Source organism: Undibacterium sp. FT79W (assembly GCF_014284215.1).
In the GTDB taxonomy this organism is placed as follows: Bacteria; Pseudomonadota; Gammaproteobacteria; order Burkholderiales; family Burkholderiaceae_D; genus Undibacterium; species Undibacterium aquatile.
Window position 1 is genome coordinate 19,275 of sequence record NZ_JACOGB010000010.1, and the last position, 12,594, is coordinate 31,868.

The window sequence follows — 12,594 nt, forward strand, 5'->3', positions numbered from 1 at the left end:
AGCGTTGAGGAAATTGAGATGATAGGACATTTTGTCAATTTCCCAGAGGGAGTTAAACAGCATATGGGACAAGCAAAAATTAGACAGCGCGAGGGCTTTGCACCAAAACTGATCGAAGAATGGGAAGCGGAAGACTGTGTGAACTTTGCCGTAGCATTGGCACGCATAACAGGCTGGCTTCTTCACGTAGACTGGCTGACTCCGTCGGATGAAGAAGATATTCCCGAATCAGAATTAAAACCATTGCGGGTGTATGTTGGCGACAATCGAGAGGGAGTATTTGATGTGCGCGGAGTCAAGTCGATAGAGGACTTTTCTCAAGGCACTGTTTTCAAAATAGCAAAAAGTTTTAAGCCCAAGCAAGGTGGCATTCGTACCCGGTATTATGATGAAGCCGCTCTTTTGAATCTGCCGCTCAAATACTTTCCGACTGAAGAGAAAATTGCCATCGCTACTGAGGCTATTAAAGCGCGCCCACAATTTTTAAATGCCATCCCAGCAAAACCACAGTCAAAAATACCGGCATATCATGCGGCAAGATACACTTTCGGAAAATGCGTTGCCTATGCAGAAGCATTGCGTGAACTAACTGGCTTACAAACAGCTGCTATCATGGTAAAAAAATTTACTCCATTTTACCGGGGCACTATCCGATCCGACGATGGCTACGTACATAGTATCGTTGTGCACCCGGACGGCATGGGGGAGGACGCGTGGGGATTGGCAACTATTGACAACATTGCCAGTCGCTTTGGTGCTCTTCTATATGAGGTTAGCTACGAAGCCCATCAAGAAGTCGTCCAGAATTACTTAAGAACTTCGAACAACATCTACCAGTCCGAACTAAACGTTGCGCGAGAATTGATAACTCAGTATCGCCTGAATAATACTGATCAAAAAACAAACTAAACCCATTTTTGATGTTGTGGAAGTTAAGGCTACCAGCCACATATTTTGATCGCCCAATCAAGAGATACTAGGGCTATTTTTGAGGTCATCATAGAAGTAACATTTCCAATAAATCAAATAGTTACATCAGTATTTGAATATTTTTACATGAATCCCGGCCGACCCTCAAGTTAAGCCAATTTTCGAACAAATTCAATAACGTCGAGGAAAAATGGGAATGTCGAATCTACACCCTGTGATGGAATTTGGTAAGCGCCAGTCAGAGGCGGTTGCATGCCTTCGCGAAAAAGGATTCAAGCAAGCCACGCTTGTTTTACTCTTTGCTGCTATAGATCAATTAGCCTGGGTAGCAAGTGACAAAGAAATGGTAGGCAACGACGGCTTTAAAGCGTGGGTGCAACAGTACATGGTCGACAGAAATCCAGAACTCCTTTCCGGTGCAACCGCTGCTGATCTCTGGGGTGCGCGATGCGGGGTGTTGCACACTGGTGCTGCGGAATCGAATGACTTTCGAAAAGGCGATGCGCGTCGAATCTACTATTCATCCAATTGTGGCCAAGTTGGGTCGAAAGACCCGACTATTCTGATTTTATCTCTGGAGTGTTTAGGAAGCGCATTTGCCGCAGCGTTAGTTTGTTTTTTGAATGACCTCGAAAATGATGCTATGAAAGATGCTCGTGCGCGGGAAAAACTTGCGCGCATGCTGGTCGACCAACAACCGTAAACACACAGGAAAAAAGTAAATGAATATTCCAATCAAGAAAATTCAGGTGGGTTGGGAAATCACGGTTTCATCCGTAGATTGCGACAACTTGAGTCTCACTACGAATGCCGGGGCTATTTCGGTTGAATCCGCGGGTGATGGTCAGCGGCGGTTGTCCACTCTCGACAAAGATCAATTTGAACGGTGGTGTTCTAAGCTGAGCAATGCCAAGCGTCCGTTCAAGTTCGTGAAACCTGACGGTCAGTAACCGAATCAAGGGAGTCGATGGAGGGCCACCGATGGATTATATCCAACAGTCCGGGTAACCGCCTCACGGCGTTGTTCGTCACGATAGGTACGTGCAGGGGGAAGGCCCTCCGAGGTCAAGGAATTGGCACAAAGTCTTGGCCTTCAGGAGGCAGTGCTCATGAAGGATCTCGGCATTCATCGCACATCGAAAAAAGCCGTTCGACTACAGTGCATAGAATAATTTTATGCAAAATCTGGGAACAGCTTTTCGCAAGCTAACGGCACCATAAGGCATCGTGAACTGTAGTATCGATCGCCTGAAAGATATTACAATCGAGCTGGTGGGATACTTTGTCTTCAGAAAGTGGGGAAGTTTTGTTTCAACCGATGACCCGTCACCTGTTTCAACAACTTGATTATTTTGCCAATGACACCATATGCTCGCCACGCCAATCTGGCGGATTTAGAGGGAGATAAATATGTCAAACGTATATGTAGAACCTCGTCCTAAAGGCAAACCAGAAGGAACCGCTATTGCCGACTATGTCTTGGAGCATGCACATGGTGCTTTGGTTACTAACGTTGCTTATAAAACCCAACAGGAAGCCATCGATGCCGCGAAAAAGCTCGGATATCATCCATTGGTCGCACATGTTCGGAATACAAACAAGGGAAACCGGGATCACTGGCGGTCAGCGTAACAAGAGTACTTTCTCAGCAAGGCTTCTCTCGAACCATCTTTCGCGAGAAGCCTTTGTCTTTTAAGCATCTCAAACCAGAAATTACTCCCGTAAAGGGAGTGATTTCTGGGTCATATGGACTTCAGAAACTAATCACTCTCCAGAAATATCGATGTAAAAACAGTCAACTACTTTTAACGCAAATTAACTCAATAATATCAATTACTTAGTTCACTTTTTGGCGAAAATTTCCTGAATCCCGGCCAACCCTCGAACCTTCCCCAAAAACGTAAAAGAACGATACTTAAGAGCTGAAAATTCCGGAAAAAATGATTAAATTGGCACATATTATAAGAACTGAATTAGGCTAATTTTACATTTTTGGGGGTTGGGCTTATTTAGCCAAATTGGAGCTCTCGGAACTAAATGTTATACAAAACTGTAGCTAAACGTCATACAGTGCGTGTTTGGCAGATGTGTATAAGAATCAGGGCGGAATGTGTTCAAACAGATTGAAGACAAGCTGAAATAACCAAGGATAAGCCATGACCAAGAGCGCAGTCGCAGCGGAGCTGCTGGAAGCCGTGATGTTCGCAGCAGAGAGGCACCGCAACCAACGACGCAAGGATGCAGAGGCTTCACCATACATGGGGTCGTCTCAGAAAACGGAAAATAAAGCACGTTAAGCCGGTGGTAGCGGTCGCAACGGCCTGAACTTTCCCGCGCCGACCTTGGTGCTGTTGCGCCAGAGGTAATCGCCGGTCAGGTTGATGTGCTCTCACCCTAGCGGTGACAGGTATTGCAACAGCGTGTCGTCTACCGGTTTGCCGTGCCCGTTCAAAGCGTTGGTTGCCCGTTCCAGATAGACCGTGTTCCACAGCACGATGGCTGCCGTTACCAGATTGAGGCCGCTGGCCCGGTAACGCTGCTGCTCAAAACTGCGGTCACGAATCTCACCTAATCGGTAGAAAAACACAGCCCTGGCCAGTGCATTGCGCGCCTCGCCCTTGTTGAGTCCGGCCTGCACGCGGCGGCGCAGCTCCACGCTTTGCAGCCAGTCCAAGATGAACAGCGTGCGCTCGATGCGGCCCAACTCGCGCAACGCTACGGCCAAGCCGTTTTGACGCGGATAGCTGCCGAGCTTGCGCAGCATCAGCGAGGCCGTCACCGTGCCCTGTTTGATAGAGGTGGCCAGCCGCAGAATTTCATCCCAATGAGCGCGTATCTGCTTGATATTTAGCCGGTCACTGCTAATCATCGACTTGAGCGCGTCATAGGCGGTATCGCCCTTGGGGATGAACAGCTTGGTGTCGCCTAGGTCACGGATACGCGGCGCGAATCGGAAGCCCAGCAAGTGCATCAAACCGAAGACATGATCGGTAAAGCCCGCTGTGTCGGTGTAGTGTTCCTCGATGCGCAAGTCTGACTCGTGGTACAGCAAGCCGTCGAGCACATAGGTCGAATCACGCACGCCGACGTTAACCACCTTGGCGCTGAAGGGCGCGTATTGGTCGGAGATGTGCGTGTAGAAAGTCCGGCCTGGGCTGCTGCCATATTTCGGGTTGATGTGCCCCGTGCTCTCGGCCTTGCTGCCGGTTCTGAAGTTCTGTCCGTCCGACGATGAGGTGGTGCCGTCGCCCCAGTTTGCGGCGAAGGGTTGCCGAAACTGCGCGTTCACAAGCTCGGCCAGCGCCGTTGAGTACGTTTCATCCCGGATGTGCCAGGCTTGCAGCCACGACAGCTTGGCGTAGGTCGTGCCTGGGCAGGACTCGGCCATCTTGGTTAGCCCAAGATTGATGCCATCAGCCAGGATCGTCGTCAGCAGCAAAGTTTTGTCCTTGGCCGTGTCTCCGGTCTTCAGATGCGTGAAATGCCGGGTGAAGCCTGTCCACTCATCGACCTCCATCAGCAGTTCGGTGATCTTGACGTGCGGTAGCAGCATCGCCGACTGGTCGATCAGGGCTTGCGCGGTCTCCGGCACCGCCGCGTCCAGCGGCGTGATCTTCAGGCCGGACTCGGTAATGATGGCATCCGGCAGATCGTTTGCCGCCGCCATGCGGTTGACGGTGGCGAGCTGCCGTTCCAGTAATTCCAGCCGGTCGTGCAAATACTGATCGCAATCCGTGGCGACTGCCAGCGGCAATTCGCTGGCCAGCTTCAGAGTGGTGAACCTCTCGACCGGCACCAGGTATTCGTCGAAGTCCTTGAACTGGCGTGACCCCTGCACCCAGACATCGCCCGAGCGCAGCGCGTTCTTCAGCTCCGACAGGGCGCACAGCTCGTAGTAGCGACGGTCGATGCCATCGTCAGTGAGCACCAGTTTAGCCCAGCGTGGCTTGATAAATTCGGTTGGTGCGTCGGCGGGCACCTTGCGTGCGTTGTCGTTGTTCATACCGCGCAGCACGTCGATGGCATCGAGAACGCTCTTGGCGGCCGGTGCCGCCCTCAGTTTGAGCACGTCCAGGAACTGCGGCGCATAGCGGCGCAACGTGGCATAGCTTTCACCGATGCGGTGCAGGAAGTCGAAGCCCTCCGGTTGTGCGAGCGTTTGCGCCTCAGTGACGCTTGCGGCAAAGGTGTCCCACGGCATGACGGCCTCAATGGCGGCGAACGGATCGCCGCCGATTCGCTTGGCCTCAATCAGCGCTTGACCAATGCGCCCATACATTCGCACCTTGTCGTTAATCGCCTTGCCGCTGGACTGAAACTGCTGCTGATGCTTATTTTTGGCGGCATTGAACAGCTTGCCGATGATGCGGTCGTGCAGGTCAATGATTTCATCGGTGACGGTGGCCATGCCTTCAATGGCCAGCGAAACGAGAGTGGCGTAGCGTCGATGTGCCTCGAACTTGGCCAGGTCGGCGGGCGTCATCTGCCCACCGTCACGAGCGATTTTGAGCAGGCGATTTTGGTGAACCTGTCGCTCGATGCCTGCGGGCAGGTCAAGAGCCTGCCAAGCCTTGAGGCGCTCGATGTGTTCGAGCATATGCCGGGAATTTGGCTTGACGGGCGACTGGCGCAGCCATGCCAACCACGTCAATTTGCTGCCGTCCTTGCGCTTGAGAAGTTCGTCCAGGCGCTGACGGTGGAGCGATAATAAAGAATCGGTCAACGCCGCGTAAATACGCCGGTTGGCACGAGTGATAGCCTCGGCGCTCACGCGCTCGATGGCATTCATGGCGGGCAGGATGATGCTCTGCCGCCGCAGGTTTTCGACAAGGGTGCTGGCCAGCACAATGCCTTTGTCGGTCTGCAAAGGCAGCTCGGTCAATGTATGCACCGCTTGCCGGTAGTGGCTCATGGTGAATGGCTTGAATCCAAACACCGTTTGCAGCTCGACCAAGTGCTCCCGCCGTGTCTGCTCGCGCTGGCCGTAATCGTTCCAGCTTTCCACCGGCACCTTGAGTTGTGCGGCCACCATGCGCAGCAGGGGCGGAAATGGAGGTTCATCGACGCCCAAGAAGATGCCAGGGAATCGCAGGTAGCAAAGCTGGACGGCGAAGCCCAACCGATTCGCAGCGCCGCGCCGCTGACGAATCACCGACAGGTCACTTTCGTTGAAAGTGTAATTCCGGATCAGTTCGTCTTTGGCATCTGGCAGTGCCAGCAGGCTTTCGCACTCGGTGGCGGACAGGATTGAGCGGCGCGGCATGGTCAGTCTTCCCGTAGGTATTGGTATAAGGTCTCGCGGCTGATGCCGAAGTCACGGGCCACCAAGGTTTTTTTATCGCCTGCCGCGACTCGCCTTTTCAACTCGGCAATTTGTTCGCTGTTCAGCGATTTTTTTCGTCCCCGGTAGGCACCGCGCTGCTTGGCAAGCACGATTCCCTCGCGCTGGCGTTCGCGGATCAGGGCGCGCTCGAACTCAGCAAAGGCTCCCATGACCGACAACATCAGATTGGCCATCGGTGAGTCCTCGCCGGTGAACGTCAGCCCTTCTTTGACGAACTCCATGCGCACGCCCCGTTGTGTCAGCCCTTGGACGATGCGGCGCAGGTCATCAAGGTTGCGTGCCAACCTGTCCATGCTATGCACCACCACGGTGTCGCCCTCGCGGACGAAGGCCAGCAGCCTTTCCAGCTCGGGACGCTGGGTGTCCTTGCCGGAAGCCTTATCGGTGAATACCTTGCCGACTTCTATTTGCTCCAGTTGCCGATCAGGGTTCTGGTCGAAGCTGCTGACCCGGACGTAGCCGATGCGTTGACCCTGCAAGATGCCTCCCAATACGAAAGTGTCAGGAAGAAATCTATGACCTTTCCTTGTATGTGCCAAGAAATACAAATATCAACTCTATTCTGACGATATCGGGCGGCCCTTCCTGACATCAGGATAGGGTATAGTCTTAACTGACACCACCTCCCAGGGCCTGATATAAAGCAACACTATCGACTAGGCGTTGTGCCTGGACCGCAACCATATTGATCCGGATTGACTGTGCCTGTTGCTGCGCGATGAGCAGTTGCAGGTAGCTGGCCGCGCCCAGCCGGTATTGCCGCTCGACCGACTGCAAGGAGGCCTGTGCAGCCATATCAGCGGCAGCGAGGGCAGTCAAAGTTTGTGCATCGCTTTCCACCGCGCGCAGGGTGTCGGCGACGTTACGCAAAGACTCCAATACGACGCTCTGGTAATTGGCTACGGCGGCATCAAAAGCGGCGAGCGCCGCTCTTTTTTCAGCGGGTAGCCCTGGATTAAAAAGAGGCTGGGTGAGCTGCGCAACCAGGCCCCACACTGCCGAGCCACCACCGAACAGGGCACCGGTGGTCAGCGCCTGAGAACCAAGGTTGGCGCTCAGGTTGATCTGTGGGTAGAGCTTGGCGACAGCCACACCATAGTCTGCATTGGCCGCATGCAACAGCGCCTCTGACGCCTGGATATCCGGTCGGCGGCGCACCAGTTCTGAGGGCACGACGAGCGGCATCTCGACGGGTAGAGTGAAATCGGCCAGAGTGAAGGCCGGGATGCCACCCGTGCCTGGGGCACGACCGGCTAGCACCGCCAGTAGATGTTCGGTTTGTTGCAGTTGTTTACGCAGCGCAGGCAGTTCTGCCCGCGTTTGCTCCGCCTGAGCTTGTAGGCTCAACGCTTCATCAGGTGAGGCCTGACCGATACGCACGCGTTCATGGGCTAGGCGCAGTTGCTCATCCTGCACGCGCAAAATGGCAGTAGTGGCTTCTAGTTGCGCGGCGAGGCGTGCTCGGGTAATGGCAGCGGTTGCCATGTTGCCGGCAAGGGCCAGGCGCGCAGCATTCAGTTCGAAGCGACGGTAGTCGGCGCGAGCAGCCAAGGCTTCGAGTGCGCGCCGGTTGCCGCCAGCCAGATCGAGGTTGTAATGCACGCCAACGCTGGCGTTGTAGAGGCTGAATTGACGTGCGTCTCCGCTCAACCCTTGGCTACTGGGACTCATTTGCTGGCGCTGAGATCCCAGTGCGACATCTACCTGTGGATATTGCGTCGAGCCCGCCTGTGCGGCAAGAAGCTCCTGCGCGTGTCGCAAATTGGCGCTGATGCTCGCCAGCGTCGGGCTGACATGGAAAGCTTCGTTTATCAGTCCGTCGAGTGCGGATGAACCCAAGCTTTGCCACCATTGCGTTTCGATCGGAAGCCCTTCGACTAGACGTTGTGTTTCGCCGAACTGCGTGGGAGCGGACGCGGTTCTATCAGCCACTGGTATTGCAGTGTAGCGAGCCACATCGGGTGCGGTGGGACGCTTAAAATCAGGGCCAGCGGCGCAGCCGGCCAGACCGGCGGTGATCAGACCAGCTACCAGGTAAGTTGCCGCAAGCCGTCTTTCGAGGCTGATGGGGCGCTGGCATGTTTTAGCGTGCTCCATAAAAATGCTCCACGAAAGGTTTACGGAAAGCTTGGTGGCAGCCCAAGCAGCTTTCCTGCACGTGGGCGAATGATTGGATCACCGCCTTGCCGTCGCTGCTCGCAGCAGCCAGCTTCATGGCCAGCGCCGCCTCGTGAGTCTGCGCGTCAAAGTTTCTGAACTTGGTCGCATCAGCGCCGAGGTAAGCAAGGATGCGCATTTTTTCAGTAAGCGGTGGCTCGGGGTGTGCAGCAACTTTTGGGGCGAGCTGAACGACCTGAACCCATTCCTCCTGCGAAATCGCACCGGTAATAGCCTGCATGTTGCGCCCGAGTTCCTGCATGATCTTGCGTAGCGCCAGTGGCTTAACCTGGGTAGCGTCACCAGCCCAAACTGGCAACTGAAAACCCCATAGAAGCAGGCAGGCCGTAACGGTCAGGGTGATAGTTCCAAATGCGTGGCTGTGTTTGCGGTGGGTCATGAAATTCTCCTGTAATTCAATCGTTCTCTCATTCGAATCCTCGCCCTTCGCCCGCTTCCTCATGGGTCACGCCGTCGCGGATGTGGTAGATGCGCTTGAAAGTGGGGATGATTTTTTCGTCATGGGTGACGACGATGATGGCGGTCTCGAACTTGCGGGCCATGTCGTTGAGGATGCGGATCACAGCCATGGCGCGCTCACTGTCGAGGGGAGCCGTGGGCTCATCAGCCAGAATCACCGGCGGGCGATTGACCAAGCCTCGCGCAATGGCGGCTCGTTGCTGTTCACCACCGGAGAGTTGCGAGGGCATGGCACGAGCCCGGTGTTGCACATCGAGCGCGGTGAGCAGTTCCAGTGCCTTCGCGCGCGACTCCCCATTCGCGACGCCTGCAAGCATCGGCAGTAGCGCCACGTTGTCGGTGACATCGAGAAACGGAATCAGGTATGGTGCCTGGAATACGAAACCAATCTTGTCCCGTCGCAAGGCACGCAAGTCGCGGACTTTCCAGCCATCGTCGTAGATCACTTCATCGCCCAGCGTCATGCGACCAGCGGTCGGTTCGATCACCGCACCCAGACATTTGAGCAGCGTGCTCTTGCCGGACCCGGAAGGGCCGATCAGCCCCACCACTTCACCTGGCGCAACATGCATATTCACGTCTTTCAAGGCAAAGACAGCGGTGTCACCATCGCCATACCGCTTGCTCAAACTTTCGATGTGGATGCCTTTGCCACTCATCTCAACCTCCAATGGCTTCGGCCGGATCGACCTTGAGTGCCATGCGAATGGCGACGATGCTGGCTAGAACGCAGATCACGAGCACGGCGAAAAAACCGGCGATGGAGTCGAACGGCATCAGCAGTACGTACTTGGGAAACAGCGGCGCTGAGAAAGTGGCTGTGATCTTGCCGACCACGAAACCAATCACGCCCAGGGCGATCGCCTGCTGCATGATCATCGCGGCGATGGTTCGGTTGCGTGTGCCGATGAGCTTCAACACCGCGATCTCGCGGATTTTGTCCATCGTCAGCGAATAGATGATGAAGGCAACGATGGCCGCGCTAACGATGGCCAGAATCACTAAGAACATGCCGATCTGCTTGGCCGAGGTGGCGATCAACTTGCCGACGAGGATGTCTTCCATCTGTGCCCGGGTGTAGACCGTCAAACGCTTCCAGCGCCGGATGGATTCGGCAACCTCGTCCGGCGCATGGCCAGGTTTCAGTGTGACCAGTACGGTATTGACGAACGCGTTGCTGCTCTGTGAAGCAATCACGGCATCCAGCAAACCTGGAACACCGGGTCGATTGAAGGCCGGGTTGGCTTCGGTGCGACGCCGGCTTTGCCAAAGGGCGTCGTTGTCCTTGAGGAACTGAGCCTCCTGGGCATCCTTGAGTGGAATGAATACCATCGGGTCGCCGCTGGACGACACCATGCGCCGTGTCAGCCCCACGACGGTGTAATGATTTCGGCGAATGGCAAGACGATCTCCCAGTTTGAAGCCGGTGGCGATGTCGGCCACAGCCTCGTAGTGACCGCGCGTGATCTGGCGTCCAGCGACGAGATAAGGAGGCCATCCGGGTGTAGCCCCCAACGCGCCGGGCGCGATGCCGACCACCATGGTGCGTACATCACTCTCGCCCTTGCGTACCTGCATGGTCAGGTAGGTCACGTTCGCTGCCTGGGCGACTCCCGGCATGGCGAGGATGGCGCGATACACGTCATCGTTGAGGCTTGACGACTCCGCATAAGGACCCAGAGTATCCTTTTGCACCACCCAAAGGTCGGCGCCACTGTTGTCGAGCAGCGCCTTGCCGTCGTCCACCATGCCCCGGTACACCCCGGCCATGACCAGGGTGACGCCGATCAGCAAACCCAAACCGATGCCCGTGAATACAAATTTTCCCCAGGAATGGAGAATGTCACGGCCAGCCAGACTGATCATCGTGATACTCCGGGGATGCGCTCGACCACCTGGATTCGGCTACGCGAAGTTAGCGCCTTTTCGCTGTAAACAATGAACTGGTCGCCGTTCTTGAGTCCGTCACGCACCTGCACACTGCCATCAAGGTCGGAAGCGCCGAGCGTGACGGGCGTGAAGTGCAGATCGCCATTGACGATTTGCCAGACGCCGAGCTTGTCGCCTTCACGTTGTACAGCGGCGTTTGGTATCACCAGAGCGACGGAGAGCGCCGGCATATCGAGCGTGACTTCGGCCAGTTCACCTAGTGGCGGCGTGGGTTCGGGGTGGGTATCGAAGATCACCTTGGCCAAGGTCTCCTCGGTCACCGCATCGGCCTTGGGTTCCATCCGCAGCACGCGGCCCTTCAATACTTGTCCGCTGCGTGAACGCAGCGCGATGCGCGCGGGCAGTCCTGCAACAAGTCCTGATGCACTGCTCTGATCGAAGCGTACATTGATCCACAAACTCTTGGGGTCGATCACCTCCACCACGGCTTGGCCTGCGACGATGGTCGTGCCAGGATCAGCATCGCGCACGGTGACTACACCGTCAACGGGGGAAATCAAGCGCAGATTGTTTCGCTGCGCCACCAATGCCTCGCGATCAGCTCGGGTACGGGCAAGGTCTTCGCGCGCTGCAGAAAGTGAGGCATCGGCGATCATCAGTTCCTGCCGTTTGGTAGCGACGATTTCCTCGCTGGTCGAGCGCACCGCAAACAATTGCTCATAGCGGCGCGCCTGGGTTTGCGCGTAGGCTTGCCGGGCTTCTGCCTCGCGCAAAGCCGCTTCCGCCCGCTTGAATACAGACTCCTGTGAGCGCACCCGATCATCAAGGTCGACCGGCTCCATCTCGCCGAGCACCTGTCCGGCCTTGACCTGGTCGCCTACATGCACCTCCAGGCGTTTGACGCGCCCGGCAAACGTCGGCCCGATCTTGTAGGTGTAGCGCGCCTCCACCGTGCCGATGCCGAACAGCGCCGGTGTGATAGCCCGTGATTCCACGCTTGCCACCGTCACAGCGACCGGGGCGAGCGGCCCTGATCGCAGACCGACATAAATAAAAAGCACCAGCAAAGGAATGATGACGGCAAGCAGCGCCAGGGTGCGGCCTTGCAAGGGTAACTTTTTCATTGCGCACTCCTTATGCCACGCCGATAAATTGCAAAGACGCGCGGCGCATCGCGGTGCATACGTCCCACATCACCCGCCAACAGCGATTGCATGACCAAGCCCTGGATCGTGCCAATGAACAGCGTTGCCGCCGCCTCGTTGTCAAGCGAGGGAGACAACTCGCCGCTGGCCTTGCCTTTCTCGATGAGACGATGCAAACGTTCGCCGTAGCGCTGAATCAAGGTTTGCACCATGCGCTTGGCCGGTGTCGATTCGGCACGCTGAAGCTCACCAAACATCATTCTTGGCACGCCTGGGTGCTCAGCTACGAATTCGATATGACTCATGAACATCGCCTCCATGGCTGCCAAGGGCGACTCGATTCCTTGTGCGGATCGATCGATTCTGGCTAATAGGCGCTCTGCTACCCACTCCATGACCGCCTGCCAAATGGCTTCCTTGTTCGGGAAGTGCCGAAACAGCGCACCCTGGGTCAAGTTCATGTGTTTAGCGATAGCCGCAGTGGTTATCTCGCTTGGGTTTTGTGAACCGGCAAGCGCCACGACGGACTCGACAGTTACGGCACGACGTTCATCGGCCGGCAGATGCTTTGGATGGGTGTCCACGAGCACTCCCTGTAAGATAGTAATTGATTACTATCTTACCACAAGAGGCAACTCAAACAAGAGA

Annotated in this window: 12 protein-coding genes and 1 pseudogene; 5 read left to right on the top strand and 8 right to left on the bottom strand. The window is 55.7% G+C overall.

Annotation, left to right across the window (positions count from 1 at the left end; translation table 11 throughout):
• Positions 1-18: 18 nt before the first annotated feature.
• The 5 genes from H8K38_RS16850 (at position 19) to H8K38_RS16870 (ending at position 3,227) form a co-directional block, all read left to right on the top strand.
• Positions 19-909 carry a hypothetical protein gene (locus H8K38_RS16850; protein ID WP_176805260.1) on the top strand — a complete coding sequence of 297 codons (891 nt, stop codon included), beginning with the start codon at positions 19-21 and terminating at the stop codon, positions 907-909.
• Between the two features lie 217 nt (positions 910-1,126).
• Positions 1,127-1,633 (top strand): hypothetical protein, encoded by a 507-nt coding sequence (locus H8K38_RS16855; protein WP_186886016.1) that lies wholly within the window; start codon positions 1,127-1,129, stop codon positions 1,631-1,633.
• Between the two features lie 19 nt (positions 1,634-1,652).
• On the top strand, positions 1,653-1,880 hold the full coding sequence (locus H8K38_RS16860) for a hypothetical protein (protein WP_186886017.1): 228 nt from the start codon (positions 1,653-1,655) through the stop codon (positions 1,878-1,880).
• A 460-nt stretch (positions 1,881-2,340) separates the two neighbouring features.
• Complete coding sequence (locus tag H8K38_RS16865; RefSeq protein WP_186886018.1) at positions 2,341-2,562, top strand: hypothetical protein; 222 nt, start codon at positions 2,341-2,343, stop codon at positions 2,560-2,562.
• Positions 2,563-3,086: 524 nt separating this feature from the next.
• Complete coding sequence (locus H8K38_RS16870; protein ID WP_186886019.1) at positions 3,087-3,227, top strand: hypothetical protein; 141 nt, start codon at positions 3,087-3,089, stop codon at positions 3,225-3,227.
• Here H8K38_RS16870 and H8K38_RS16875 read toward each other — a convergent pair.
• The 8 genes and pseudogenes from H8K38_RS16875 to H8K38_RS16910 all read right to left on the bottom strand — a co-directional run bounded on the left by H8K38_RS16875 (position 3,224) and on the right by H8K38_RS16910 (position 12,530).
• Positions 3,224-6,193: pseudogene (locus H8K38_RS16875) on the bottom strand (Tn3 family transposase). The gene H8K38_RS16870 and the pseudogene H8K38_RS16875 sit on opposite strands and share 4 nt — an antisense overlap.
• A gap of 2 nt (positions 6,194-6,195) precedes the next feature.
• Positions 6,196-6,753 carry a recombinase family protein gene (locus tag H8K38_RS16880; protein ID WP_186886020.1) on the bottom strand — a complete coding sequence of 186 codons (558 nt, stop codon included), beginning with the start codon at positions 6,751-6,753 and terminating at the stop codon, positions 6,196-6,198.
• Positions 6,754-6,883: 130 nt separating this feature from the next.
• Entirely contained in the window at positions 6,884-8,371 is a 1,488-nt protein-coding gene (locus H8K38_RS16885; RefSeq protein WP_087756354.1) for an efflux transporter outer membrane subunit, read from the bottom strand.
• A complete protein-coding gene (locus tag H8K38_RS16890) occupies positions 8,358-8,831 on the bottom strand; it encodes a cytochrome c (protein ID WP_186886021.1) in 474 nt (157 codons plus the stop codon). Before H8K38_RS16890 ends, H8K38_RS16885 begins: the two co-directional genes overlap by 14 nt.
• 28 nt (positions 8,832-8,859) lie before the next feature.
• Positions 8,860-9,570, bottom strand: coding sequence for an ABC transporter ATP-binding protein (locus H8K38_RS16895; RefSeq protein WP_186886022.1), 711 nt, complete (start codon positions 9,568-9,570; stop codon positions 8,860-8,862).
• 1 nt (position 9,571) lies between these two features.
• Complete coding sequence (locus H8K38_RS16900; RefSeq protein ID WP_186886023.1) at positions 9,572-10,777, bottom strand: ABC transporter permease; 1,206 nt, start codon at positions 10,775-10,777, stop codon at positions 9,572-9,574.
• The gene (locus H8K38_RS16905) at positions 10,774-11,925 is read right to left on the bottom strand and encodes an efflux RND transporter periplasmic adaptor subunit (protein ID WP_186886024.1); all 1,152 of its coding nucleotides are present in this window, start codon (positions 11,923-11,925) and stop codon (positions 10,774-10,776) included. Before H8K38_RS16905 ends, H8K38_RS16900 begins: the two co-directional genes overlap by 4 nt.
• Complete coding sequence (locus H8K38_RS16910; RefSeq protein WP_004393990.1) at positions 11,922-12,530, bottom strand: TetR/AcrR family transcriptional regulator; 609 nt, start codon at positions 12,528-12,530, stop codon at positions 11,922-11,924. The genes H8K38_RS16905 and H8K38_RS16910 overlap by 4 nt, the downstream gene beginning before the upstream one ends.
• Between the last annotated feature and the right edge of the window lie 64 nt (positions 12,531-12,594).